The sequence below is a fragment of the Echinicola shivajiensis genome, assembly GCF_018642165.1.
Lineage (GTDB): Bacteria > Bacteroidota > Bacteroidia > Cytophagales > Cyclobacteriaceae > Echinicola > Echinicola shivajiensis.
Window position 1 is genome coordinate 870367 of the sequence record NZ_JAHHZM010000001.1, and the last position, 26999, is coordinate 897365.

Below are 26999 nucleotides of genomic sequence, written 5' to 3' on the forward strand. Positions count from 1 at the left end.
GAAACCATGATAATACCATCTATAAAAGCTAAGCTTGAAAGCAGCAGCCATCCCATCGCCCAGGCCCTTCACCAAAACACTTCATTCAGGGTATTGGCCATAGCCTTTAAAAAAGGCATGATATTGAAAGCCCATAAAACCCATCGCCCTTCCAAGCTATTTGTGTTGGAAGGCGCCGTAAACTATATAGAAAACGACAAGACAATTTCTCTTCAACAATATGAAGAAACAGAAATCCCCGTGGAAATCATCCATGAAGTGGAGGCATTGGAAGACAGCTTATGCCTACTAACCCAAGGTGACTAAATAAAAAAAAAAGTGTCTTCGTTTTTGAACGAAGACACTTTTAACAATGGGAAGAATATCCCTAATATTTTACTTTTTTAGCTTGATGGCTTTTTCAAACTCAACCCAGTGCTCATCAGTCATACGTCCAGGCGTGAACAAACAAACACCTCTGGCACCACTGGCAATGGAGTTGCGGATAGCTGCCCCCATTTCACTTGGGATCAAACCATGTCCTTCAGGATCTGCTATATCAGCTTTTTTCTCAGGATTTGGACAGATAAACAATCCACTATAAACTGGAAACTTGCCTTCAACAGCATCTACTTCTTCTTTGGTAATGGATCCGATCCAATCAGTTCCTTCCAAATAGAAATCATTATAATTCATCGGGAATACAGCATCCAAATTCCAGGTATTCCACTCCTGACGAACCATCTTCATGGCATTTGAAGGGCCAGGAAACACAGCTGCATTAATTTCCTTGCCATGTCCATGCACCATATCAGACAATCTATTCACAATACTTGTAATCAAATCATAACGGAACTGCTTCCACTCTTCAACTTGAGAAGGATCTTCTACAGACTTGATATCAATACCTGTTTTTTCCTTAAAATCCCCTGTACACTCATCACAATAGCAATAGTCAAACTGAGGATACTCCCTATCCATGGTCAAACCGTACTTGTCCCAAAGTCCGCGAGCAAGGATCACATCTGGAAAACGGATATAATCCAAATGTATCGCATCCACTTCCTTAACCTGGGCCACTTTACTGTACATATTTTCCAAGAAATTATAGGTACCATCCTTGCTTGGGCACAAGAAAGTATAGTGAGGCACATAGGCAGGCTTTTCAAGAGCTGATTCTCCTAAACCATTTACCGCATACCAATCCGCATCGATCTCATCAGTTTTGTGCTGTACCATGGTTGGAATCCAGGCATGAAAGCCTAGGCCTACTTCCTTGGCAATCTTACCTACTTTTTCATAACTAGCAGGGTCATGACCACCATTATACATCAAGGCATCAATTCCATGTTCCTTAAATTCAGTAAACTTAGCTTTGATTTCTTCTTCTGGCTTATCATTATAACCGCCCAGCCATGCATGTACAGGGATTTTAACAGGTTCAACAACAGCCTCCTGACCTTCACTTTTTTCCTTAGGACTGGAGCAACCAAATCCGAAACCAAGTGCTACAAATAACAGAAGTAACTTTTTCATAGGTTCTAATTAGTATAGGGTATCATAGATTAAACAAGATTATCATTTTTTCAACTCACAACCTTGCAGTTGAAGCATTATATAAAATTAAAATATTTCACCTTCAATAACCATCTTTACCTAAATTTTTACAAATGATTTTAATTCCATCCTATTCTACAACCATTTGAATTAGATTTGATCACAAAAACACAAGCTCTCAGCTAAGTACACATCCCTAAACACCTATTATTTTCTTTTTTCAATCTTTGAAAGTTGTATTGTATAAACATCCGTATTAGATTTAGTTGTCCTTATTTCTTTTGACTCATTTTATATTATACGCTCAGTTTTTTTTTGATCTAACACCACATCTTCAAATATTCTTTAATAAAACAATTAACAACTATACAAGCTTAAATAACTATGAAAAGAGCAATCATTTTACTAATAGCATTTATTATTACACTTCCTCTTGCTGCACAAACCCATTTACCAGCATCGGAATCACTTGTTGGAATCTGGAGACAAACAGCTATTATGAACAATTTCACAGGCAAAATGATCGAGGTAAAATCCGGAAATTATAAAGTTTTCAATTCGGACAGTACCTTTTATACTTTTATCATTTGGGGGAAACAAAGCATAACACAAGAGACCACCATTGGGCAATATGGCAACTACAACATCACTTCCGACAGTACTTTAGTAGAGCATATCATTGAACATGCCGTCAACCCTAAAATGAACAATTCAGATAGCCATATTCGTTACAAAATGATTGATGGCGACAATCTTATTATAAAATGGAGTCTAGACAACAAAAATTGGGTTTCAGAAAAATGGAGTAGGCTTCCCTTATCCATTCCCTATATGAAAAAGCAACCGCTTCCAAAAAAGCATGAACAAACCGTAACTTTATAATTACCTTAAAACTCAAACATATAATATTGGCATTTCCAATAATGGTTCAATATTGGAAATGCCAATTTATTTTGACAATTTCTCATTGTTATTTAACTCCCTATATGATTAAGCCAGGCTATATTTTAAGTGCATTACTTTGTTTCTCATTAATAATTCCATCATTTGCGCAAAATCCAAAAGTTGAACTAAAAACAAATATGGGATTAATTACCCTTGAACTATTCCCGGAGCAAGCCCCCATCACAAGTGCAAACTTTTTAAAATACATCAAAAACGACAAGTTTAAGGGAGCCAGCTTTTATAGGACTGTTCGAATGGATAACCAAGCTAATAGCAAAGTAAAAATAGAAGTAATCCAAGGTGGCTTAGGGGTAGAAGCAGATAAATCCCCCTATAAACCTATCGTCCATGAAACCACGAAAAAAACAGGCTTATTACATGAAAATGGGACATTATCCATGGCAAGGGCAGAACCAGGAACGGCCAGTTCTGAGTTTTTCATCTGCATCGGAAATCAACCCGAATTAGATTTTGGCGGAAAAAGAAATCCTGATGGCCAAGGCTTTGCAGCTTTTGGCAAGGTAAAAGATGGAATGAAAGTAGTGAGAAAGATCCAACAGTTAGCAGATAACAATCAGATGCTGGTAGAAAAGGTCGAAATCTTGTCCTTTAAAATAATAGAAGAATAGCCCTTTGAAAGAGTTAAAACAAGGCAGAAATCTGCATCCTTCCCGTATGCACCAGCCTGTTTAAACCTTCAGAATCCCTTCCTTCATAGCTCATATTCAACTGAAGACCTTCACCAATCTTTTGAATCCAATTAATGCTCCAGCTTACATTACTACCCACGGTCAATGCCTCTAGCATTTCATAGCCTACTGGTGAATTGGCCACACCGTTATAGTCAATTTGGGTATATTTCACCAATGCATTTACTGTGGTCTTGATGGCCTTAGCATACCTGACTTTAGCGGCCAATTCATGTAAGGCTGCCCTTTCATCAAATTCATCATTCTGCTGATTTTGCTTATCGGTATATTGATAGTTGATGGAGGTTCTAAAAATGGTAGAAGGTTGCCAGGTAAGCTCAGGGCCAAAAGCGAATTGATCAACTTGATAGTTTCTGTTCTCTAGATAATCAGATGCTGCATTTCTTTGTCCTTCATTAAAAACCAACCTTAGGTTCAAATCCTTTTTGAAATTCACCCTTGTATTGATCCTCCAATCCAATTGTTCGGTCTCCTCAAAGCCTCCTGTCAGCAATTGCTTATGTTGGCTTTTTATGGTACCTAGATCAAAACCAAAAACTGAAGAACTACGATTAAAAAACAAGGTCGACCTAAACACCTGCCTCAAGGAGACCAAATCCTCAGCAGGAATGCCCTTGGAAAATGGACTTACCCTTTTCCAAAATTCACCAGCGGTAATCTTCTTTTCCACATTCCAGCTAGTAGTATTGGAGAATTTAAACAAAAGTTGTTTTAATCCTTGTTCTTTCCTCCATTGATCAGGAAAACGGGCATTGAGTCGATAATTAAACAAAGTGGTATAAGCTTGGATATACTCATCCGTGGGAGTGAAGACCTTGATATAGTTCTTTTCTTCAGGATTGATCGCCAAATAAAACTCGTTTAGCTGTTGAATTCCATCCTCATTATCATCACGCCAAGTATGGGTTCCCTCCCCGGTGGGAACAGGCAAATACACAAACTCCCGCTTTAGCTCCCTTCCATTTCCAATGGCATAGCTCAATTCATTTCTAAGGTTATTATCAAATAATGCACTATAATAATCCAACCTCCCCATCACGGTACTTTCTTCAAGCATCTGCTCCCTCAGATGCTTCAATTTTCTATAAGTGAAAGTCCCTTTAATGTCATGTTGGCCAAATGTCTTTTGGAGTCCATAGTTGGTTGTAAAGGCTTTGGTATCCGGTAAAATCAGTCCATTCACAGGAAGCCTATCCTCGCGCCAAGTTACATCTGCAAAAAAACTATAATTCAAGGTGTCATTTGACTTAAGATAAAATTGGTGAGAGAGAAAGTTCATTGCCGTACTAATGACTGAATCCTTTTCTGTATCCAGCACCTTATTCCTGTCCACTTTAAATTGATATCCTGGCACCAATACCTTGGAGCGATAAAACAATTCTACATCATACCTCTGCCAAGTGGATTGTGTCTTCGGCATTTTACTGTTCAAGAGAAATAAGTTTTGCGCAGTAAAAAATCGTTTCCCTAACTGTTGATAATATTTTGCCCTTTGCTGACTTCCTTCCAGTTGGGTGCCTCGTTTTCTGTAATTAATTTGATAGGTCAACTCATTAGCTTCATCTTTCACCACTCCAGCTGTTGCCATAAGCAATTTCTCACTCGCAGGGTTTTCCAAATCTTGATTGATCAGTCCCCAATCTCTGTCAAATTCTATATATCTCAACCGGTCAATAAACTTAAAATCCATAGAATTATATTCCAGTTCAGTTGCCCCCTTAAACTGATAACCATCCAGCCAGCCCACTTTTCTCCCCTCCGACACCATTCCTGATTTCATTGCATAACCACTATTGTCCTCCTTATCCAAATCAGAAAACAGGTTTTGATCCTGATTGGAAAGAGCTGCTTCTCCATAAACCTTTTCGTACATCCCTAATTTCACCTCTCCACCCGCTGTTATCATTTGCTTTTTATTCGGTGCGGGGAGCTGCGAAAACAAGGAATAATCCCCCTGTTTTATACCATCAATAGGGGATACGTATTCATATACAAAACCATTGGCCAATTGTTCCCTCCTGCGGTAATTCCCATTACCTTCTCCAACTTCAGTAAACGTGACGCTATAGTGAGCTTCCTCTTTATCATTGGAGTATTCATAATAGATGATCAGCCTACCTTGGAGATCCGAACTGCTTACCTTGCGGTACAGGATCCTGTTTGGGTCAAAAGCCACGCTGTCCACCCTTGGCACTACTGCCTCGTCAATTTCATCCCCTACAGCAGCCAACAATCTCTTATCAATATCACTTAGCTCATTAAACAAAGGGCGATTTCTATTATCCTGCTCCTTATAATAATTAATATAAAAACTGGTCTTATCACTTTGCTGGATATGATTGGCAGTAAGTATTGACCTGCTAAAGTTTCGTTCAGCATATTCATAGTCCACCCTTACCCTAGAATACTGGGTAATCAACACATTGGTGGTAAAAGTAATCTGCCCTTGATTATAGTCGATAATATAGTCTTGATTGAAGCCTCTCTTCAATTGCTTACCATCTAGGAAGACCTTTTCAGAATTGGCCATTATTATCACATAACGTTCGTTTTCGGGGCCAGGAACCCTATAGGGGCCCAAGGTTCCTTCCTGTACTTCCATGATCACCGAAGAAAACTTCCCTTTAGCTATGGATGCTCCAAGTTGAGTGGATGCCTTCCATTTTTCATTGACTTCATAATCAGTGGTAAATTGTAAACCCTGAACATTTTTATAATACCGCAAAAAGGAAGACTGGCGTTGTTGAAATACGACATCTCCAGCCCAGAGGCTCATTTTATCATTATACAGTTCCACCAAGACATTATCAAAATCCTGAATTTGCTGGGTATTCCCTTGGGGTTGGAAAGGGACATTCTGATCAGTAATACTTGCCCTAATAAATAAATCATCAGTAAGTTGCCCATCCATCTGAAGATTAAGGGAAGAATTAACAAAGACGTTTTGTGCATTTCCAAAGGAAATCCCTCTAGTGAGATTTCCAGATTTATTTAACTTACTGGATGAAAAAATTTCTTCGCGAAAATCAAATGACTCAATGATTTCTTTCTCCTTAGATTTAAAATAGGCCATGGAATCATAATCTGCTTCCAAAGTTCTATTGGCATACTGATGATGGAAACTAACTGGAAAGGTCTGATAGCAGAGCTTTAGGGAGTCAGGTAAGCTTTGCCCAGTGGGCTTGATAAGAATAAAACCTGTATTGATATCATAAGTAAATGGATACTTGTCCCCCTTTACATTGAATACTTCAATGCTGCTGTTAAGGGCAGAAAGGGAGTCCAATTGAAAATATACGCTATCCTGTCCTTGCTCTACGACTTGCCACCTACAGTTTTTTTCTTGTGCAAAAGCAGGCCTGCTGAGACCAAAAAGTATCATCCACAGGCCGCATAGTTTGCAGACCATGCATATATTTTCCGCACAATATTTCATTCCTTAAGTGATCCTGACGCATCAGTTCTTGGGGCCATCTAACAAGGGAAAAGTTAAGTAGAAGGAGGTTCCCTTCCCTAATTCGGATTCAAACCAAATTTTACCTCCGGCTGTTTCTACTCCCCTTTTTGCTATGGCCAAGCCCAATCCTGAGCCCTCGCTTTTCGTACTGAAGTTAGGAATAAATATTTTATCCATTAAATCTTCTGGAATTCCACGGCCATTATCTTTCACTTCGAGATTAACCCATCCCCCGTTTACGGTCAGTATCACCTCAATATAAGCCAACTCATTTTCTTCCACCGATTGTATTCCGTTGATGATCAAATTGGAAATCACCCGCCCAAAAAGCTTATCATCACCCATAATTGGCAACCTCTTTTTAGCCTTATTTCTAAGAACTACCTTCCCCCTTTCATGATTTTTAAAAAGCTCTACTGCATTGAATACTACCAATTGAAAATCCATCCTTTCGTTTTTAGGCAATGGCATTTTGGCAAAAGTGGAAAAAGAAGAAGCTATATCACTTAAAGTGTCCACTTGATTGATCAAGTTATTCACTGGCTTGCGAAGCTTCTGTGGATCATCTATCCTTCCCTCTGCCTGCAACCTCAAAAGATGCTGCAAAGTCAGTTTCATTGGTGTTAATGGATTTTTAATTTCATGCGCAACTTGCTTGGCCATTTCCCTCCAGGCAGACTCTTTTTCATTGGATGCCAATACCTTCTTACTGGCTTCGAGCTTAAAGAGCATATTGTTATATTCATTCACCAAAAGACCGATTTCATCTTTTATCGGCCAGTACATAGGCTCATTATCCTCCAAATTGGTGGTTTTAAGCTTTTGAGTAAGCAGCTTAAAGGGATCGGTCAACTTTTTGGAGGCAAAGAAGGACACTACCAAAAAGATAATAAAGATGACCACAAAAATATTGATTATGGTACTGAACACATCCACAATAAGTACATTCAGATCATCTTCTGACTCAAAGAATGGAATGGCTATGATCCCCAAGACATCTTGGCGTTTAATATCTCTTAATGCCAAATAAACCGTCTTATAATCCAGATCTCCTACCTTCTCATCCAAAATCACCCTGTTATTTTGAGCTTCGATCACTTCAGCATAAGCTATGGGATTAAGGTATTCTGTAAGCACCTTTTTCTCAAAAATATTTGGTTGGCTGGTAACCATTAATTTACCATCAGGGAAGTAAATATTAATATCCGAAGCCGTTGTACTGGATAAATTGTGGACCTCAGTCAGAAAATCATCCCTGTCCATGGTTCCCTTAACTTCTTCTTCCAAATATTTGGCCAGATAATCTCTTATAATCCCTGCCTTGTCAAAATACTGCCTATGGAGATCTTCCATATAAGAATCACTCAGCAATCCTATCGACACCCCACTTATGATTAACATGGGAACAAAAAACGCGAAATTCAGATAAAACTGGATCTTTGTTGCGTAGTTAAATTGCATCTTACCTAAACCAGTAATCAACACATAAAGAGCTATAAAGAACAGGGTAAGACCTATATAGCAGACGAAGAAAAAGGACACATCAGCCAATACATAATTATAGGGATAAATGGGACTGGAAATCAAAATTGTCCTGGACTGAATCTTCACTGCATAATGATGGTACTGGTTTTTAAATACACCAGTTGTATACAGGTTCTCATTTTCCAATAAATTGGCTACTTCAGGATCCCTAAAATTGAAAACCCCTACACTATATTGCAGAATTTCATCAGAAAACACAGCATAGTCAAAATTCCTGTCATAAATATCCTCTGCGTACTTTTTATCCAATAGTAACTTGGGGAATACACTAGTAGACTGAACCCTTTCTTGTACAAGCTCCAACACTATGGTTCCTAGAAACAAATCTTCCTTATACATACCAACAAAGGCATAGAATCTATTTCCTTCAATACCTTCATTACCTTTTACGAAAAACAGCTCCCGAACACTTGTCGCATAATCACTGTTCATAAATTGATAGCGATAATCATCCAGTTTCTTCTCATTACCACGGTTCAGCACATCCTCTCCCTTAGTGTTAAAAATCATCACGTTGAGGTCATACTGATCAAAATAATTGGGCAAATATATCTTATCTATCTTTTGGACAATGGGTGTTTTAGACCCCAAAGGATCCAGCATTTTATTCTTTATGAAAAGGTCATCTTCTATCCTATCTATCACATCACTTAGCAGGAACTCAGCCATAACATCATTCTTTAATAAGACCTGATTGGCCAATTTAATCTTTGACAAAATCTCCCGCTTCCTAAAGTCCTGATAGGAAGCTGCTCCAGTAATGACTGCTCCCATTAAACAGCCAAAGAAAAAAGTCAAGAATGTATTCAATTGAAGCTTGAACACATTATCATACAATTCAAAAGTAATAATGGCCACCAAAAGGATCAGATGGGCTGTATAAACAACCAAATAGATAAAATCAAAATAGCCAGCGACAACTAGAAAAGGGACGGAAAACAGCATTAAGATCCTGAGCGCATAGGCTTTTTGCCACCTACTTTTATAAAAGACCAAATGAATGGACATCAAAGTAAACAACATATAGGTAGCGCCTCCTAAAAACAAAATCAAAATACTTATTCCTTTCAAATAATCGAATGTTGGAATATCCAGAATACTAAGTGTCCACTGGGAGTTATTTGATATATTGGTAAAAAGCAGAAAGAACAGAAACAAAAACACCGTAGAAAGCGAATAGGCCAGCAAATAATAAACCCAGTGGGTCTTCTGTTGACGGAATTTGGCAAAGCCCAATATCACCTGTCTTCTTCCCAATAAGCTTATCAACATCGCCAGTACAATAATTACTGCGATTACATTTAGCAACAAATCTCCCAAACTCGGATTTAACAGAGATGATGCGTAGTAATAAGGATCAAAAAGAGAAAGATCAAAATAATCCTGAGGAAAATTAAACATCAGCATAATTGCCCTGACACTTCCCAAGATAGATATGGTATAAAATAAGGCCACTTTTTTATTACCTTTCCTCCAAAGCCTCATCACAAAATCTCCCCCAAGAATAAACACCAAGCCTGTTAAGGAAAAGAAAAACAGGATCAATGCTGTATTGGACTTATTACCTACTGCTTTATACCCACTTCTCAGTGAAATCGAAAAATAAAAAGTACCGTCTTCAGCTTTAATATTCTCATATCCTGACATAGGATCTGAGGCTAGAATAAAGCGGTCATTCCCAAAGATTTCTTGGTTAAAGCCGGAGTGCAAATACTCATTATCTATTTCCACCTTATCATTCAGTGAATAGACTTGAGCCATCCAATAAACCTTATTGTTCCTGATCACCCTCCTTACTCTACTAAAATAAGTTCCCTTTTGATTATCTATCAACTGATAAGGTCTATAATTGGCCCCTGTTTTGAAAACCTCAAAATCAGGAATCATGGTGATATTGGACCAATATAATAGCTTGCCATCCTCACTATACATATAAAAAGGATGCTGGGAAGGGAAATTAAGTGTGCTAAAGGAAATCTGCTTTTCGGGCCTGTTATTCATCAAAAGCTGAATAAAATCATCATCGAACTCATTGGCGATGGTCTGAATTTTTTCTTCAATCTTTTGAATTGCCCTTTTTTCTGGATGTAAAGGACTGGAAAAAAAATTAATGGCCAACACGATCGCCATTGAAATGATCGCAAAAATTAATATGAGCCTTCTTTTCTTAAGCATAATTTATTTCACAGTAGGCTAAAAGTAAAAAAGCAAAGTTGATTTTCAAACTTTGCTTTTTTATTTATATACTTCAAATTACTTTATATAGCTTGTCTTTTCCTTTTCTTTGAATTTCGGTACCACAAGAAACCGATTATACCTGCTAGCAAATAAGGGGCCACAAATAGATAAAGAATGCCCATATTTAAACTGGCGCCAACGGTAGTATCACCATTGGACACATTATTTTCTACCGAGGCACGGCACATGGCACATTGCGCCAAACTAAAAGCTTGAGGTAAAATGACCAATAAGAAACTAAAATATACTTTTTTCATTAAGCGTAGCATAATATTCAAACGTCTGTAATCTCCTTTTAGTTTAATGGTTATAATAAGGACTGATCATCCAATACACCACTACGCCACTAATGGTCACATAAAGCCAAATAGGATATGCATACCTTACGATCTTTTTATGTTTTTCGACCATTCCTTTAGTTCCATAATAATAGGCCAAAAGAATAGGGAATAATGCCACTGCTGCCAAAATAATATGGCTTATCAAAACTATAAAATATACTGTTCTGATAATACCTTCACCTCCAAAACTGGTGCTTTCTGCAGATGCATGATAGATCACATAGGATACCAAGAAAATAGCTCCCAATCCAAATGCAATGGTCATACTCGCTCGATGGTACGGAATCATTTTATTCTTAATAAATATCAACCCCGCAATCAAGGCCAAACTGGCTGAGAAATTGATTACAGCATTAAGATGAGGTAAGAAATAAACCCATTCACTAGCCAAATCAAGCTTGGCCGGCATAAATAGTAAGATGGCCACAACTACCGGTATCAATACAGAAATAACCGTAATCAATTTATACATCCCTTTCTCTGCGGGATTTGCTATATTATTGCTTTCCATATAACAATATTTTTGTCTCCAAAATCAATAAATCTACTTCTTCTCTGCTAGTCCCACTATAATAGCCCCTAATTCTTCCCTCACCATCAATCAATGCCAGTTTATCACTATGGGTGAAGTTTTCCGGTATGCCTTGCCCATCAATTGTAGGCAAAACAAAACCACACCTTGCCAAATCATATACTTGATCTTTAGGCCCATTCAAGAAGAACCATTTATCTTCCTGAGCACCATGTAATTCACTGTACTTCTTAAGCACTTCAGGAGTATCATATTCAGGATCTATACTTATTGAATAAAGCTGTACCTGTTCTTCATTTCTAAAGGCATCCTGCACCCTTTCCATTTCCAATGACATTACAGGACATATACTTGGGCAACTGGTAAAGAAAAAATCCACAATGGTTACTTTGCCCATCATTTCTGATTTACCTATCTTACTGGAGTCCTGTGCTACAAATTCGAACTGGGGAATATAATGTTGCCCAACAGAATCTAGTTTACAATCACCAAACGGGTCTTGAATGCCATTCTCGTAGAGAATTGGAATTTCATATTCATTTTCCCCAAAATTACGGAGAAACAATATAATCAATACTGGCACCATCAAAATGCAGATGAGCACCATTCCTTGCAATAGTCTTACCACTTTCATATCTCCACTACAAACAAAAAAGTAGGTTGGAAGCATTCCCTCCAACCTACTTTTTTTAAATGAATTTATTTTTGGATTACCATCTCAACATAAAGATTTCCGCTCCTTCTTTGGAAAGTGCTATCAGCAACCATACCAAGAAGATCAATGGAAGCATGATGGACCAAAACAATACTTTAGACTCATCTTTCAAGTGCATAAACTCCATCATGATATAAGAAGCTTTTACAATTGTCAGTCCAACGAAAATTGCGAATAACAACATTCCTCTTTCCATTGTAAAGGCCAAAAGGAACTCAACTGATGTAATAACCAATAAGATTAAAGCAGTCTTCCAAATCTTTTTGATCTTTTCCTTATTACGAGGCAAAACCTCCAAGGTGCTTTTATTTTCAAGTGATGACATAGCTAATTAATATTTTTAGAGGTTAGACAAGATAGTAGAAGGTAAATACAAATACCCAAACTAAATCTACAAAGTGCCAGTAAAGACCAATTTTTTCGACCATTTCATAATGACCTCTTCTTTCATATACACCTACAGCAGCTTGGTAAAAAGCTAAGAAAAGCAATACCACACCAATTGTAACGTGGAATCCGTGGAATCCGGTAATGAAAAAGAACAACTGTGCGAATGGAGCTGGGCCATATTCATTTACATGAAGGTTAGCACCAAATACTGTCTCGCTTATAGTCTGACCAAATGAATTCACATAAGTCATTAAAGTACCTCCATCTGTACCATGGATAAAGTGGCTCCATTCCCAAGCCTGACAGCTCAAGAAAGTAGCACCACCAACGATAGTCCATAGCAACCACTTTACAACATCATCCTTATCATTCCTATGTCCTGCTTCAACTGCCAATACCATGGTTACAGAAGACATGATCAAAATAAAAGTCATGATACCTACGAATACCAAAGGAGCATGTACTCCGTGAATAAATGGTACAGCATCAAAAATCATTTCAGGAACTGGCCAATACTCATTAGAAGGAGTAAACTCCTTAATATGACCAGAAAAAGCCGGATAACTTACCCTAATTGCACCATAGGTAATTAGGAAAGCGGCAAAAGTAAAGATGTCGGAAAGTAGGAAAAACCACATCATAAGCTTTCCATAGCTGGCCTTCAAAGGCTCATTTCCACCACCCCATGTTCCTCTCTTGGAGTTGATTTCAATTGCAGTCGATGACATATATTCTAGATTTTAACTTTATATTTCAATGATTCAATAATAAAAAGACAAACAAATAAATCCAGAGACCACCAAGGAAGTGCCAATAAGTAGCACACATTTCCATGGTATTCATCCTCTGAGAATGTATTTTATATCTATACGACGAAATTAATACAATAATTAGAAATATCACACCACTTATCAAGTGGGCAGCATGCAATCCAGTCAGCACATACATAAATGAGCCAGCAGGATTTCCAACGAAATAAACATCCCGCTCTACCAAAGCTTCCCAGCTAAACCATTGTCCTACCAAAAAGGTCAAACCCAATACAGTAGTAATAGTCAAAGCGATCTTCAAATTACCTATCTGATCATTCTTGGCAGAAACATATGCCCAATGCATACTGGCACTGCTCAATAAAATCACTGCAGATGTAAACCACAGTACCTCCGGCAGACTATAATCCAACCAGTTCCCCTCTCCCTGTCTTACAATAAATGCGCTAGTCAAAGCGGCAAATATCATCACTACACTAACGATAAATAACCACAGGGCAAACTTCTTAGGATGCATAGCAATTGGCTGCTCAGCTCCTTCAGTGTATGCTAATTTCTCTTCCATTATGGTATTTTATCTAATAAATAAGCTATCTGCACAATCGGCAAATAAAGGAATGAACCAAACATGATCTTTAGAGCCGATTTTCTTGAACAGTCTCTCATTAAAGAGAATGTCTGTGCCAAAAACAACACCCCACAAATCGTTGCTACAATTCCTGAATTCAACCCTGTCAAACCAAAGTAGCTTGGTAACAAGCCCAATGGCAGTAGAAACAGAGTATAAATCATAATTTGTATGGCTGTATTCAAATCTTTCCTTCCGCCTGAAGGAAGCAATTTGAAGCCAGCCTTTTTATAGTCTTCGTCACTTACCCAAGCAATGGCCCAAAAGTGTGGAAATTGCCAGATAAACTGAATTCCGAAGATAATCAAAGCCTCATAGGTAATAGCTCCTGTAGCAGCTGTCCATCCCAATAAAGGAGGCATGGCACCTGGAATCGCTCCTACAAATACCGCAATTGGACCTACTCTTTTTAAAGGGGTGTATACAAAAACATATAGGATCATGCTCAGTATACCCAAACCAGTAGTAATAGGATTGGTAAAGAACCATAATGTGCTAATACCAATCAAGGCCACAATCACTGTAAACCAATACGCTTCATTTAAAGAGATAATATTTAATGGTAAAGGCCTGTTTTGGGTCCTTTTCATCAATTTATCGTAATCTCTTTCCAGTATCTCGTTAGCAGCTCCAGAAGCACCACTGATCAGGAATCCTCCTACCATTAGTGCAAAGAACTTGCCCCAAGAAAACATCACCCCACTGTCTCCTAAAATAAACCCGAACACAGCAGAGAAAGTAACTAATGCTGAAAGCCTGAATTTTATCAATTCATAATAAGCTTTCGAGCGGATCAATATGCTGTCAATTAAGGACGCTTCAGATAAATTAACTGTCCTCATGAATTGGTTGTATTTAACACTATTCTATTCTGATCTCTTAACTGTAACAGGATCACAAATTGAACTCCTATAATCAACGAACCCACCAATAGGTGAACTGGCTGAAGGTAAGCGGGAATACCAAAATATGCCATACCTACTCCAGTGACAATCTCAAATAAGATCAATGCCACTAATATTTGTGACCACTTAAAGATATTAGATCTCCTAAAGGAGACTTTATATACTTTATAAATAAACAAAAGGTGTATTCCTAGCAAGATCAAAGAGAAAGATCTGTGAATGATAAAGTCGATCCCAAGTAGTCCAATCCATTCCGAACGAAAAAGATTTCCTAACCTAGCAGCAACCATATCTATCTGCTCTCTAACCTGAGTACCCCAAATTACCTGTACAACCATTAATATAAATGCCACTAATAAAAGGGCAAATAAATTACCAGGCTTATCCAATTGTTGTTTGACAGTATGATTGATTCTATTCGCCCTATAATGGATATAGAGTAACAAACAAACAATCAACAGGGCCAACAACATATGGACAGTTATCATCCAATGCAAAAGATTGGTTGAAACAACTATAGAACCTATCCAACCTTGGAAAATAACCAGTATCAAATTCAAGAAAGAAAGCAAAGTAAGTGTACTATCTTCTTTACGAAGCTTCCATGAATAGATAAAGGTAGCAATAACCAATAGTCCGATAATAGCTCCAGTAAGCCTGTTCAGGTATTCAATCCAGGTTTTGGTAGCATTAAACTCACCTTCAATAAGTATTGCCTTATCATGCTTTATTTCATCAGCTTTCTTATGAAAACCTAGGCTATGAAGCATTTTGACAAACCTTTCGTTCTTCTCTAACCTTTTGTTGAGATAGATATCTTGATAATTATCAGGAAGTTGGCTCACCTCTGTAGGAGGCACCCAGCTCCCAAAACATTTAGGCCAATCAGGACAACCCATTCCGGAACCGGAACTTCTCACTATCCCTCCGACCAAAATCAAGAAATAAACAGCTATCACAGTGATCAGACTGATCCTGCGAAAGCTGTTAATATTTTTAAGCTTCTTTTGATTCATTAGCTACAAGGACATCACTACCCTCTTCAGCCATAATTTCTCTTTCCAATTTAACCTGCTCAGCTTCGTGAGGAAGGTTAGATTCAGGAGTAGAAGACAACGGTACAGTTTGAGGGATGAAATCATCCTTAGCACCAGGCTTAGAGTAATCATAAGGCCATCTGTAAACCGTAGGAATTTCTCCAGGCCAGTTACCATGACCAGGTTCTACTGGTGTAGTCCATTCTAAAGTATTGGATCTCCAAGGGTTCTGAGGAGCTCTTCTACCTTTGTACATGCTATAGAAGAAATTGAACAAGAAGATAAACTGAGCAGCAAATGTAACGATAGCTGCAGCTGATACAAACATGTTTAGATCAGTGTACATATCTGCAAAGTTGAAGTTAGTCCAGCTATAATATCTCCTTGGGAATCCTGCAATACCGATATAGTGCATTGGGAAGAACACCATATACACCCCAACAAATGTCAACCAGAAATGGATATAGCCCAATTTGGCATCCATCATTCTACCAAACATCTTAGGGAACCAGTGGTAAACCCCAGCCATCAAACCGAAGAATGAAGCTGATCCCATTACCAAGTGGAAGTGAGCTACCACGAAATAAGTATCGTGAAGCTGAATATCTACAGCAGAGTTACCAAGGAAAATACCGGTAAGACCACCAGAGATAAAGAAAGATACCAAACCTATAGAGAACAACATAGCTGGTGTAAACACCAAGTTACCTCTCCATAGTGTAGTCAAATAGTTAAATACTTTAACTGCAGAAGGTACAGCAATGATCAATGTCAAGAACATAAAGATTGATCCCAAGAAAGGGTTCATACCTGACACGAACATATGGTGAGCCCATACTACGAAAGACAATACAGTAATACCAAGCATTGACAAAATCATCGCTTTGTAACCGAAAATTGGCTTTCTTGAATTAGTAGCAATTACTTCAGATGTAATACCTAAAGCAGGTAGCAATACAATATATACTTCAGGGTGACCTAAGAACCAGAACAAGTGCTGGAACAATACGGCACTACCTCCTGTATTTGGAAGCGCTTCACCACCGATATAGATATCAGACAAATAGAAAGAAGTACCGAAACTTCTATCGAAAACTAATAATAACGCTGCAGAGAACAATACTGGGAATGACAACAAACCAATGACTGCAGTCAAGAAGAATGACCAAATTGTCAATGGAAGTCTTGAGAAAGACATTCCTTTAGTTCTAAGGTTAATTACGGTAGTGATATAGTTAATACCACCCAAAAGCTGAGAGGCAATAAAGAATACCATAGCCACCAACCAAAGTGTCATACCCAATCCAGAACCTGGAATAGCTTGCTCCAAAGCAGACAATGGAGGATAGATTACCCAACCACCACCAGCAGGACCAGTAGAGATGAACAGGGAGATAAACATGATCACACCAGCTACAAAGAAAAACCAGTAAGAAAGCATGTTCATAAACCCAGAGGCCATATCCCTAGCACCAATCTGCAATGGGATCAAATAGTTCGAGAAAGTACCACTCAAACCAGCTGTCAATACAAAGAATACCATAATGGTTCCGTGCATTGTCACCAAAGCCAAGTAGAAATTGGTATCCAAAGCCCCAGACTCATCAATCCATCCACCTAAGATAGGTTTCAAGAAAGTCATGTCCATGTCAGGGAAACCTAACTGTAACCTAAAAAGGATAGAAAGGAAACCACCGATTAATGCCCATACCATACCGGTAACCAAAAATTGCTTACCAATCATTTTATGGTCGGTACTAAAGATATACTTAGTGATAAAATTATCACTATGAGCATGATCATCGTGATGATCATGTGCCGTAGTACCGTGCGTTGATATGTTAGCTACTGCCATAATTATTTTATTATATCAAGTTATATCTTATTCACCGCTTTGAATCTGAGCCAATTCTTTAATCTCAGCCGGAGCATCAGCGATCAAAGCAGGATCCATTTCAATAAACGTTTTTTGCTCAGCCATCCACTTTTGGTACTCAGCTGGCTCCACTACTTCAATTTCTCTTCTCATGGAGAAGTGACCGCCACCGCAAACTTCTGTACAAGCAATTTCGTACACAAATTCATCATCGCCCAACTCAGCTCTCATCTCAGCAGTAGTTTTGGTTGGTACAAACCAGAATCTAGTAGGCATACCTGGTACTGCATCCATTTTCAATCTCATATGAGGAGCAAAAACAGAGTGAAGTACGTCCCTAGATCTAATCTTGAATAAAACTGGCTCTCCTTTTGGAATAACTACAGTTTGAGCTGGAAAATCATCCAAGGCATTTTTATCAGTAAAGTCAATACCTCTAGAATTAGATGGATTGATCAACCTATAATCATAATTACCTAATTGATTGTCCTTACCTGGGTATCTAAATTCCCAAGCAAACTGATATCCCATTACCTCTACAACATGAGCATTTTCAGGAGCAGGAGCAGTAATATCAGTCCAAGACTTCCATCCGTAAACAATCAAAACTGTCAATACTAAGGCTGGAACTGCAGTCCAGATCACTTCCAATTTATTGTTATCAGGGAAGAAAGCAGCTCTACTTTCTTCTTTGTATTGATACTTATAACTAAACCAAAACAAAAGGATATGGGTGATAATGAAAACCACACCAGTAATAGCCATGGTCACCCAGAACAATTGATCAGTTACCACACCATGCTCTGAAGCGAGAGGTAGTGTATAATTATCGAATTCTTTAATAGAATACCAGAACATCAAAGCTCCAGCCGCTAAAAGGAAAACAACGAAAAGCGCTGCATTAACTTTATTACTTCCAGTAGCGATTTTCTTTTCAGAACCTTTTACTACAGAAACCAAAGTTTGTATCCTGTATACCATCCAGATGATGGATACTAATAATAAAACACCTAGTGCAATAAGAAATCCGTACATAATTTTATCTTTTTCGGATACGTATTAAATGTGATGATGATAAGTTTCCTCCAACATTGGGTGGTTCTTAGCGATAAGGTTCTTCTTAGCAAGACCTGTCAACACTACAGTAATCACTACTGAACCATATAATAAGAACATACCAACTTCCATAAATCCTACTCCACCATTGTGTCCCAATGTACCTGGCTGAACCATTAAGAAGAAATCAACCCAGTGACCTACGATAATCAAAGTACAAACAACTTTCAAGAATATCGTGTGTCTCTTAGCATCTCTGGTCATCAAAACCAAGAACGGCAATACAAAGTTTAGGATAATGTTCACAAATATAAATGAACCATACTTATCACTATTCAATCTTTCCAGGAAGTAAACAGATTCCTCAGGGATATTGGCATAATAGATCAACAAGAACTGAGAGAACCACAAGTAAGTCCAGAAGATAGAGAATCCAAAAATGAATTTACCCAAATCATGTAGGTGGTTTTCATTGAACATCTCCAAGTATCCTCTCTCTTTCAACATGATCGTTACCAAACAAATTGAAGAAAGACCAGCTACAAACCAAGATGCAAATACGTACCATCCGAATAGTGTAGAGAACCAGTGAGTATCAATCGACATCACCCAGTCCCAAGCACCAATTGAAGAAGATACAGCAAATGTTACCAAGAAAATAGCAGACCATTTTCTCATATTATACCAGTAGCTATCACCACCGTTGATATCTTCTTGGAAAGAAAGGCTTTTCAATTTGTTGAAGAAGAAGATCCAAAGTCCAAAGAAAATCACCAATCTAGCTACCCAGAAAATAGGGAAGCTACCTTTGGCCATTGGCCAATAGAAGAATCCACCTTTTCCGTCAATAATAGAATCATAATGACCGCTATCCTTTACAAAAATATCATGGTGAGTCCAGTGGAACAAGTCATGACCTGCAATGAAATAAGTAACAATCATCAAAATAGCTGCAAACGGAAGCCAGTTACCAAAAGAGATCATTACCCTTAAGATAGCTGTAGCCCATCCAGCTTGAGCAGCATATTGAATAGCAAAGAAGAAAACACCAATAATGGCAATACCAGCAAAGTATACATTATTGATCCAAAGATTAGCGAAAAAACGCTTAGACCAATGGAATTCATTATGTCCACCAGCCTCATGTCCTGCCTCAGCAGCATGTGCATCACCGTGACCGTCTGCTGCAGCTACATGTTCAGTCTGATGACCAGCAGCTTCATGTCCACCGTGTGAATCACCTCCCATAGAAGTGAAGATACCAATGACCAACAAGATCGCCCCAATACCTCCAACCATCATGATGGTTTTCTTCAGGGCAGCCGTGAAGTCAAATTTTTGATCCAGGTTAAAATTTGTAACGTGCGCCATTATTATTGTTTCTGAATTTCTTGTTTAACATAGTGAACAATTTTCCATCTTCTCTCAGGAGAGATCTGAGAACCATGAGCTCCCATTCTACCTTTTCCGTGTGTGATGACATGGAAAATGTGTCCTTCTGTAAGGTTGATGTAAGCACCACCGGTAAGGTTAGCAACACCACCGATTACTTCACCTACTTTACCATCTCCTTGACCACTAGCACCGTGGCATGGTGAGCAGTATTGGGTAAACAAACGCTTACCGTCTGCCAATACCTGATCAGTCAATTCAACTGGGTTTTCAACTGCATCGGCACCTTCCAAATCAGCTACTTTCAGTCTGTAAGGAAGCATGTCATATTTATTTCGAGCTACTGTGTTGGCCACAGGTTCTCTCATATTCATATTGTGCGGATTGTGAACATTACTATTGAAAAATTCACCTTTTCCATCTTCTCTGTTTGACAACCAGCTTCCAGCTTCTTCATTTTGAATTTGAGTAAGTGGCTCATAAGCTACAGAGTGGTACATTTGAGGAGCATATTCCAGCCCCTGATCATCGCCTGAAGCCCCGCAAGATACTACTCCCAAAGAAGCAGCAGAAAGCGCAACTAAATATATGGACTTAATAATTTTCATATCTTCAATGTTACCTATTCAAAACTTTTATTATTCACCTCTGAAGCTCCTGAAGTTTGAAGCAATTCTTTGATCTTAGCTTCTTCAATGTTGGCATTGTTGGCAATATCAATGGCCATCACATGCTTGTCATCAGTACTTCTCAAATCAAAAATTCGAGGTTGTGCCCATGGCTTCAAATTACTGCTCACCATAAATACACCCACCATACCGAAAGAAGCCAATAATACCGTAAGTTCGAAGGTTACAGGAATGAAATCTGGTAGTGGAGCATGGTCCTTACCACCGATGATCATTGGCCAGTCAACAGACATCATTAGGATCTGCATGGTCAAGGCCAAGCAAGTTCCTAACATACCAAACAAAAAGGCCGCAATTGGCAACTTACTTCTTTTATATCCTAATACATCTTCAAGACCGTGAACAGGATATGGTGTAAACACCTCATGGATTTTAACTCCACCTTCACGCACCTTGGTTACTGCATCTTTTAAAACATCCTCATCTTCATAAATACCGAGGATAAAATTCGTATCTCTTTCCATTATTTATTTCCTTTTTCAGATGAAGACTTTAATACTGATTTCACCTCGGCCATGTTGATTACAGGGAAGAACTTAGCAAATAACAAGAACAAGGTAAAGAATAAACCAAAGGTGAATAGGTAAACTCCAACATCTGCCCAAGTTGGGTAGAACATTGCCCATGAAGATGGTAAGAAGTCCCTATGAAGTGAGGTTACAATAATTACAAAACGCTCGAACCACATACCAATATTTACTACCAAAGAAAGAAGGAAAGTAAACACAATAGAAGTCCTGATTTTCTTGAACCAGAAAAGTTGTGGAGAAATTACGTTACAAGTCATCATAGACCAGTAAGCCCACCAGTAAGGTCCAAAAGCTCTGTTGATAAAGGCATATTGCTCCGCTTCTACACCTGAGTACCACGCGATAAAGAACTCAGTGATATAAGCAATACCAACAATAGAACCTGTGATGATGATTACGATGTTCATCAATTCGATGTGCACCATTGTAATATAATCTTCCAACTTAAATAGTTTTCTGGTGATGATCATCAAGGTCAATACCATGGCAAAACCTGAGAAGATCGCACCTGCAACAAAGTATGGAGGGAAAATCGTGGTGTGCCACCCAGGAATCACTGAAGTAGCAAAGTCAAAGGATACGATAGTGTGTACTGAAAGTACAAGCGGTGTAGCCAAACCTGCAAGGATCAAGGATACTGCTTCATAGTGCATCCAAGATTTGGCAGCTCCAGTCCAACCGAAGCTAAGCGCTCCATAAATAGTTTTTCTTAAACCAGTTGCTCTATCTCGGATGGTAGCAAAATCCGGAATCAAACCAATGTACCAGAACACCAATGACACAGAGAAATAAGTAGAGATCGCAAATACGTCCCAAAGCAATGGCGAGTTAAAATTAACCCAAAGAGAACCAAATACGTTTGGAAGTGGCAATGCCCAATAAGCACCTAACCACGGTCTACCCATGTGAAGTACTGGGAACATCGCCGCACAGATAACGGCAAAAATCGTCATCGCTTCTGCTGCTCTGTTAATGGAAGTTCTCCACTTTTGCCTGAAAAGAAGGAGTACCGCTGAAATCAGAGTACCAGCGTGACCAATACCTACCCACCAAACGAAGTTGGTGATATCCCATGCCCAACCTACTGTCTTATTCAATCCCCACATACCAATACCTTCCCAAACAGTAGCTCCCACAGCTATGCCACCTAGCAATAAGGTCCCAATAGCCACAGCCAAACCAAGCATCCAACCCACTGTTGGCTTGCCTTCCACCTGTCTGGAAACGTCATGGGTAACGTCTTTGTATGTTTTACCGCCCGTAACTAACGGCTCGCGTACGGATGAAGTAACCTGCATATCTTATAAAATTATTATTTACGCTTCTTTTTTGTCCTTATTTCTAATCTTGGTGAAGTACCATACATTAGGGCTTACGTTGATTTCCTCTAATACATGGTATGCTCTCTCCTCGTTAACCTCTTTCACTGCTGAAGTAGTATTTTCTTCAATCTTCAACAATTGTGAAACCTGGCTGTTAGGATCATTCATATCACCGAATACCAAGGCGTCAGTAGGACAGGCTACGGCACAAGCAGTAGTTACTTCTCCATCCTTAATCTTCCTCTTCTCACGTTTAGCAGCCAATTTACCTGATTGGATTCGCTGAACACACAAGCTACACTTCTCCATAACCCCTCTGGCCCTTACGGTCACATCTGGGTTAAGCACCATTTTACCCAAATCATCGTTTTGAGCTACATTGACTTGAGAGAAGTCTTTATTATCGTGGTATTTGAACCAGTTAAATCTTCTTACTTTATAAGGACAGTTGTTAGCACAATAACGTGTACCGATACATCTGTTGTAGGTCATTTGGTTAAGACCTTCAGAACTGTGGGTGGTAGCAGCTACCGGACATACCGTCTCACATGGAGCATTGTTACAGTGCTGACACATCATTGGCTGGAAGGTCACCTCTGGATTGTCAGAAGCTTTTTCCAATCCTTCCAAATCTCCCGCTTCAGCATCAGAGCTGTAATAACGGTCAATTCTGATCCAAGCCATCTCTCTACGGTTAAGCACTTCCTGCTTACCTACTACAGCCACGTTATTCTCTACTTGACAAGCTACGGTACAAGCACCACAACCAATACAAGAGTTCATATCAATGGCCAAGCCCCAGTGGTGCTGGCTATATTTGTGACCGCTCCAAAGGGATACTTTAGATGGTTTTACAAATTCCCCATCTTTGTAGATTTCTGGAGAAACCCTACCAGCAGATGGATCCTTTTTGTACTCAGACAAAACTGACTCCTGAATCACGTTTCCACGATCCATATAAGTTTGGTGCGTCTGAGTTTGTGCAATTTTATAAGTATCAGAAGTAAGCTCAATACTTACTCCAGAAGTAATATCATAATTAACAAAGCCTTTAGAGTTGTCCAATAATGGGTAAGCGTTAACCCCTACTCCATTGGCTACTCTACCAGCTTTAGTACGACCGTAACCTAGCGCCAAACCAATAGTACCTTCAGCCTGTCCTGGTTGGATCAATACCGGTACAATAAGTGATTTACCGTTTACAGTGATTTTGGCTTTTTGAGTGGCTCCTTCAAACATTTTTAAGCCTTGCTCATTTGCCCATTTTTGAGATACTGTCAAGTAGTTATCCCAAGTAGCTTTAGTAACTGGATCGGACATTTCCTGCAACCAAGGGTTGTTGGCAAATGTACCTACACCGATACCTACTTTTTGGTAAACCACTAGCTCTGCACCTGCATTAGAAGCAGAATAAGCTTTTCCAATTGCCGCAGCTGCAGCATTAATATCTCCAGTGCCTACTAAAGCTTCTTCAGAAGCAGGAACTTCAATAGAATAAACGCCATTATAAAGTGCTCTATCCCAATTTTCTTGGAAAGCAGCAGTTTCACCTTGAGCAGCAAACATAGCAGCCCAATTTTCTTGAAGGAAGTCGTAATAATTAGTAGTAGCACCTGCCCAAGTCAAGAAAGAGTCTTGTGCTTGTCTCGTATCAAAAAGTGGCGAAATAGCAGGCTGAGATAAACTGAATTCACCAGCTTTTGGTTGGAAGTCATTCCACGACTCCAAGTAGTGGTGATCTGGAGCAATGTACTGAACGGCAGAAGCTGTTTCATCCATTGTAGCATTGGTACTTACAGATACCTTTGCCTTAGCAATTGCTGCTCCTAATTCTTCACCTTGTGGGTAATCGTAAACTGGGTTACAGTTGTAGAACAACACTCCGTCTACCCTACCAGCAGCAAGATCAGCTACAAACTTAGCCATTCCAGCATCATTTCCTTTTTTGAAAGAAGCTGTATTGCTATAGTCAATAGTTGAATTATTATTTCCAAGAAGTTCGTTGATCGCATTGATCACAATCTGAACATTGGGATCATTAGAACCAGAAACTACCAACGACTTACCTTTATTGGCCCATAGTTCATTAGCTGCTTTACTCAAGTGAGCAACTTCAACGGCAGCTCCCTTTACAGTAGCAGCTCCAGCTTTCTTAGCGATCAGGTTATAAAGCGCTAATACAGCCAATCCACTTTGAGAAGCTTTGATTGGAGTTCTGTAGTCAGCGTTAGCACCAGTCAATGAAAGGTTTGATTCAAACTGGTAATGACGAGACATGTTAGGGCTTTCCTTAGAAATCTTTCTTCCTTTTGAATATTGCTTAGCAAATTCAATTGGAGAAATCCAGGTACCTAAGAAATCAGCTCCAAAACTTACGATAACATCAGCCTTATCAAAGCTATAACTAGGAAGTGCATTTACCCCGTAGTAAGTTTCATTGGCCTTAGTAATACCATAAGTAGAAGCGGCATCATAAGTTACAACCTCCGCGCCACCAATAGCCTCTGACAAAAGCCCAATAGCTTTATCTGTAGACGGTGACAATATAGTATTAGTAACAATTTTAACATTGCCGGCAGCCTTAAGCTTTGCGGCAACCTCTTTATCTATAGTAGCCCAATCTGATTTTTCACCATTTTTATATGGGCTGGCTAATCTTTCTTTATCATATAGCGACAATACAGAAGCTTCCACGATGGCATTTACACCACCTTGAGTAATTGGGGAAAGCTTGTTACCGTCAATTTTGATAGGTCTACCTTCTCTGGTTTTAACTACTACAGAAGCATAGTCTCCACCAGAAACAAAGGTTGAAGCGTAATAATTAGGAATAGAAGGATTTACATCTACTGGCTTGTTCACGTAAGGAATAGCCTTTCTAACAGGAGCCTCACAAGCTGCCAATGAAGCAGCAGCGATACTGAATCCCATCAATTTTAGGAAATCCCTTCTTGATGAACCTCCCTCTTCTTGTCCGCTTATTGGAAGGTACTCAGGAAATTCCCGATCTGCATTCTTTACAAATTCCGGATCGTTTGTCAGCTGTTCTAATCCCTTCCAGTATGTCTTTTTATTTTCTTTCATTTTATATTAAAGAAAAGAATGTTCTTAAAAGATTTTTTAATTAATAGTGGCACTTAGCACATTCCAACCCACCGATGTCTTTCACCTTCAGGGCATCCTTAGATTCTGAATGCAATTGTACCAACTTATCGTAGTACTCATTACCAGCAGTTTTGATTTCTGTCTGTCTGTGACAGTCAATACACCAACCCATGGTTAGGGCACTATGCTGGCGTACTACTTCCATCTCCTCAATAGGACCATGACAAGTCTGACATTCAATCCCTCCAACATTCACGTGTTGAGAGTGATTAAAGTATGCCAAATCAGGTAAGTTGTGAACTCTCACCCACTCTATTGGTTGATTATTATCTACCGCATCGTATATCTTTTGGATTTCAGGAGAAACGCCCTCTTTTCCACCTACATTCTGAATATGCATATGACAGTTCATACAGATATTTGGAGAAGGGATATTGGCTGATCTACCGATTTCAACACCAGTATGGCAATACTGACATTCAATTTCTTTTTCACCTGCATGCAATTCGTGAGAGAATGCAATCGGCTGAGTTGGTGCATATCCTTGCTGGACCCCTACCGTGAAAAGTCCGTCAATAGCTGTCTTCGCCACCAATGCTACCACCAAGGCGGTAATGATAATGACAAATGCATCACTCTTTAATACTTTTTTGAAATCAGTTTTTTGGTTGATAAACTCTTTATCTTCCTCATCCAAATGTTGCTTGTTCAAGTATTTGCTCAATACAGAAACAATCAATCCCAAAACGATCAAGATCAACAACAACACTAAAACTAAAACCGCTAAAATAATTGTAAGGTATTCGCTTGGAACACCACCTGCAGCAGCGCCAGCTTGAGCACCTTCACCTGCAGCACCCGCAGCAGCTACCTCTTCTTTACCGCCGAATTCGATATAAGAAAGCAAGTTCATTATATCATCGTCGCTCAAGAACGGGTGAGCTGGCATAACCGTGTTATTAAACTCAGCGAAAAGCTCATTGGCAACAGGGTCACCCTCTTGGATCACTTTTTGTGAGTTTTTAACAAATGCCTGGATCCACGCAATCTCTCTTCGATCACTCACCCCGCGCAAGGCTGGGCCAGTAAACTTCTGATCAAGTTTGTGACAGGTCTTACAGTTGGCATTGAATAGTGACTCTCCGGCCTTAACAGCCTCTTCACTATCAGAAACTCCAGGATCAGCAGCAAAAGCATTAATTCCTATCAAAAGGAAAAAAATCAACGCCATGTTGCAAAATCTGAAGGGAACACTTAATAATGAGCGTTTGATTGACATA

Annotated in this window: 22 protein-coding genes; 3 read left to right on the plus strand and 19 right to left on the minus strand. The window is 39.0% G+C overall.

Translation table 11 applies throughout. From position 1 onward, the window contains the following. Positions 1–6: 6 nt before the first annotated feature. Complete coding sequence (locus KMW37_RS03365) at positions 7–306, plus strand: cupin domain-containing protein (RefSeq protein ID WP_215223169.1); 300 nt, start codon at positions 7–9, stop codon at positions 304–306. 69 nt (positions 307–375) lie between these two features. On the opposite strand, the gene KMW37_RS03370 is transcribed toward KMW37_RS03365, so the two are convergent. Beyond that, positions 376–1515 carry a glycoside hydrolase family 10 protein gene (locus KMW37_RS03370; protein WP_215223170.1) on the minus strand — a complete coding sequence of 380 codons (1140 nt, stop codon included), beginning with the start codon at positions 1513–1515 and terminating at the stop codon, positions 376–378. A gap of 405 nt (positions 1516–1920) precedes the next feature. On the opposite strand from KMW37_RS03370, the gene KMW37_RS03375 reads away from it, so the two are divergent. Next, positions 1921–2418 (plus strand): DUF4488 domain-containing protein, encoded by a 498-nt coding sequence (locus tag KMW37_RS03375; RefSeq protein ID WP_215223171.1) that lies wholly within the window; start codon positions 1921–1923, stop codon positions 2416–2418. 104 nt (positions 2419–2522) lie between these two features. Continuing rightward, positions 2523–3110, plus strand: a complete 588-nt coding sequence (locus tag KMW37_RS03380) for a peptidylprolyl isomerase (RefSeq protein ID WP_215223172.1) — start codon at positions 2523–2525, stop codon at positions 3108–3110. Positions 3111–3123: 13 nt separating this feature from the next. Here the strand turns inward: KMW37_RS03380 and KMW37_RS03385 are convergent, their stop codons facing one another. The 18 genes from KMW37_RS03385 to KMW37_RS03470 all read right to left on the minus strand — a co-directional run bounded on the left by KMW37_RS03385 (position 3124) and on the right by KMW37_RS03470 (position 26998). Further along, positions 3124–6573: a hypothetical protein gene (locus KMW37_RS03385; protein WP_246581310.1), complete on the minus strand. Its 3450-nt coding sequence runs from the start codon at positions 6571–6573 to the stop codon at positions 3124–3126. A 75-nt stretch (positions 6574–6648) separates the two neighbouring features. Then, the gene (locus KMW37_RS03390; protein ID WP_215223173.1) at positions 6649–10368 is read right to left on the minus strand and encodes an ATP-binding protein; all 3720 of its coding nucleotides are present in this window, start codon (positions 10366–10368) and stop codon (positions 6649–6651) included. An 83-nt stretch (positions 10369–10451) separates the two neighbouring features. Beyond that, positions 10452–10688: a hypothetical protein gene (locus KMW37_RS03395; protein ID WP_246581311.1), complete on the minus strand. Its 237-nt coding sequence runs from the start codon at positions 10686–10688 to the stop codon at positions 10452–10454. Positions 10689–10731: 43 nt separating this feature from the next. After that, on the minus strand, positions 10732–11283 hold the full coding sequence (locus KMW37_RS03400) for a DUF420 domain-containing protein (RefSeq protein WP_215223175.1): 552 nt from the start codon (positions 11281–11283) through the stop codon (positions 10732–10734). Beyond that, positions 11270–11974, minus strand: coding sequence for an SCO family protein (locus KMW37_RS03405; protein WP_246581312.1), 705 nt, complete (start codon positions 11972–11974; stop codon positions 11270–11272). Before KMW37_RS03405 ends, KMW37_RS03400 begins: the two co-directional genes overlap by 14 nt. Positions 11975–12014: 40 nt before the next feature. After that, complete coding sequence (locus KMW37_RS03410; RefSeq protein WP_215223176.1) at positions 12015–12344, minus strand: cytochrome C oxidase subunit IV family protein; 330 nt, start codon at positions 12342–12344, stop codon at positions 12015–12017. A 22-nt stretch (positions 12345–12366) separates the two neighbouring features. Then, a complete protein-coding gene (locus KMW37_RS03415; protein WP_215223177.1) occupies positions 12367–13137 on the minus strand; it encodes a cytochrome c oxidase subunit 3 in 771 nt (256 codons plus the stop codon). A 25-nt stretch (positions 13138–13162) separates the two neighbouring features. Then, positions 13163–13744: a cytochrome c oxidase subunit 3 gene (locus KMW37_RS03420; protein ID WP_215223178.1), complete on the minus strand. Its 582-nt coding sequence runs from the start codon at positions 13742–13744 to the stop codon at positions 13163–13165. After that, on the minus strand, positions 13744–14649 hold the full coding sequence (gene cyoE, locus KMW37_RS03425) for a heme o synthase (RefSeq protein ID WP_186757489.1): 906 nt from the start codon (positions 14647–14649) through the stop codon (positions 13744–13746). The genes KMW37_RS03420 and cyoE overlap by 1 nt, the downstream gene beginning before the upstream one ends. Beyond that, a complete protein-coding gene (locus KMW37_RS03430; protein ID WP_215223179.1) occupies positions 14646–15728 on the minus strand; it encodes a COX15/CtaA family protein in 1083 nt (360 codons plus the stop codon). Before KMW37_RS03430 ends, cyoE begins: the two co-directional genes overlap by 4 nt. Then, entirely contained in the window at positions 15709–17604 is a 1896-nt protein-coding gene (locus KMW37_RS03435; protein ID WP_215223180.1) for a cytochrome c oxidase subunit I, read from the minus strand. The genes KMW37_RS03430 and KMW37_RS03435 overlap by 20 nt, the downstream gene beginning before the upstream one ends. Before the next feature lie 27 nt (positions 17605–17631). Next, on the minus strand, positions 17632–18660 hold the full coding sequence (locus KMW37_RS03440) for a cytochrome c oxidase subunit II (protein WP_215223181.1): 1029 nt from the start codon (positions 18658–18660) through the stop codon (positions 17632–17634). A 24-nt stretch (positions 18661–18684) separates the two neighbouring features. Then, a complete protein-coding gene (locus tag KMW37_RS03445) occupies positions 18685–20052 on the minus strand; it encodes a quinol:cytochrome C oxidoreductase (RefSeq protein WP_215223182.1) in 1368 nt (455 codons plus the stop codon). A 2-nt stretch (positions 20053–20054) separates the two neighbouring features. Further along, positions 20055–20681, minus strand: coding sequence for a c-type cytochrome (locus KMW37_RS03450; protein ID WP_215223183.1), 627 nt, complete (start codon positions 20679–20681; stop codon positions 20055–20057). Between the two features lie 14 nt (positions 20682–20695). Then, complete coding sequence (locus KMW37_RS03455) at positions 20696–21226, minus strand: DUF3341 domain-containing protein (RefSeq protein ID WP_215223184.1); 531 nt, start codon at positions 21224–21226, stop codon at positions 20696–20698. Next, complete coding sequence (gene nrfD, locus KMW37_RS03460) at positions 21226–22590, minus strand: NrfD/PsrC family molybdoenzyme membrane anchor subunit (protein ID WP_215223185.1); 1365 nt, start codon at positions 22588–22590, stop codon at positions 21226–21228. Before nrfD ends, KMW37_RS03455 begins: the two co-directional genes overlap by 1 nt. 18 nt (positions 22591–22608) lie before the next feature. Continuing rightward, on the minus strand, positions 22609–25698 hold the full coding sequence (locus KMW37_RS03465; RefSeq protein WP_215223186.1) for a TAT-variant-translocated molybdopterin oxidoreductase: 3090 nt from the start codon (positions 25696–25698) through the stop codon (positions 22609–22611). A 40-nt stretch (positions 25699–25738) separates the two neighbouring features. After that, complete coding sequence (locus tag KMW37_RS03470; protein ID WP_215223187.1) at positions 25739–26998, minus strand: c-type cytochrome; 1260 nt, start codon at positions 26996–26998, stop codon at positions 25739–25741. Position 26999: the final 1 nt, after the last annotated feature.

Coding starts and splice junctions, on each gene's coding strand:
- KMW37_RS03365 (WP_215223169.1), top strand. CDS start 7: ATGATAATACCATCTATAAAAGCTAAGCTTGAAAGCAGCAGCCATCCC.
- KMW37_RS03370 (WP_215223170.1), bottom strand. CDS start 1,515: ATGAAAAAGTTACTTCTGTTATTTGTAGCACTTGGTTTCGGATTTGGT.
- KMW37_RS03375 (WP_215223171.1), top strand. CDS start 1,921: ATGAAAAGAGCAATCATTTTACTAATAGCATTTATTATTACACTTCCT.
- KMW37_RS03380 (WP_215223172.1), top strand. CDS start 2,523: ATGATTAAGCCAGGCTATATTTTAAGTGCATTACTTTGTTTCTCATTA.
- KMW37_RS03385 (WP_246581310.1), bottom strand. CDS start 6,573: ATGATACTTTTTGGTCTCAGCAGGCCTGCTTTTGCACAAGAAAAAAAC.
- KMW37_RS03390 (WP_215223173.1), bottom strand. CDS start 10,368: ATGCTTAAGAAAAGAAGGCTCATATTAATTTTTGCGATCATTTCAATG.
- KMW37_RS03395 (WP_246581311.1), bottom strand. CDS start 10,688: ATGAAAAAAGTATATTTTAGTTTCTTATTGGTCATTTTACCTCAAGCT.
- KMW37_RS03400 (WP_215223175.1), bottom strand. CDS start 11,283: ATGGAAAGCAATAATATAGCAAATCCCGCAGAGAAAGGGATGTATAAA.
- KMW37_RS03405 (WP_246581312.1), bottom strand. CDS start 11,974: ATGCTTCCAACCTACTTTTTTGTTTGTAGTGGAGATATGAAAGTGGTA.
- KMW37_RS03410 (WP_215223176.1), bottom strand. CDS start 12,344: ATGTCATCACTTGAAAATAAAAGCACCTTGGAGGTTTTGCCTCGTAAT.
- KMW37_RS03415 (WP_215223177.1), bottom strand. CDS start 13,137: ATGTCATCGACTGCAATTGAAATCAACTCCAAGAGAGGAACATGGGGT.
- KMW37_RS03420 (WP_215223178.1), bottom strand. CDS start 13,744: ATGGAAGAGAAATTAGCATACACTGAAGGAGCTGAGCAGCCAATTGCT.
- cyoE (WP_186757489.1), bottom strand. CDS start 14,649: ATGAGGACAGTTAATTTATCTGAAGCGTCCTTAATTGACAGCATATTG.
- KMW37_RS03430 (WP_215223179.1), bottom strand. CDS start 15,728: ATGAATCAAAAGAAGCTTAAAAATATTAACAGCTTTCGCAGGATCAGT.
- KMW37_RS03435 (WP_215223180.1), bottom strand. CDS start 17,604: ATGGCAGTAGCTAACATATCAACGCACGGTACTACGGCACATGATCAT.
- KMW37_RS03440 (WP_215223181.1), bottom strand. CDS start 18,660: ATGTACGGATTTCTTATTGCACTAGGTGTTTTATTATTAGTATCCATC.
- KMW37_RS03445 (WP_215223182.1), bottom strand. CDS start 20,052: ATGGCGCACGTTACAAATTTTAACCTGGATCAAAAATTTGACTTCACG.
- KMW37_RS03450 (WP_215223183.1), bottom strand. CDS start 20,681: ATGAAAATTATTAAGTCCATATATTTAGTTGCGCTTTCTGCTGCTTCT.
- KMW37_RS03455 (WP_215223184.1), bottom strand. CDS start 21,226: ATGGAAAGAGATACGAATTTTATCCTCGGTATTTATGAAGATGAGGAT.
- nrfD (WP_215223185.1), bottom strand. CDS start 22,590: ATGCAGGTTACTTCATCCGTACGCGAGCCGTTAGTTACGGGCGGTAAA.
- KMW37_RS03465 (WP_215223186.1), bottom strand. CDS start 25,698: ATGAAAGAAAATAAAAAGACATACTGGAAGGGATTAGAACAGCTGACA.
- KMW37_RS03470 (WP_215223187.1), bottom strand. CDS start 26,998: ATGTCAATCAAACGCTCATTATTAAGTGTTCCCTTCAGATTTTGCAAC.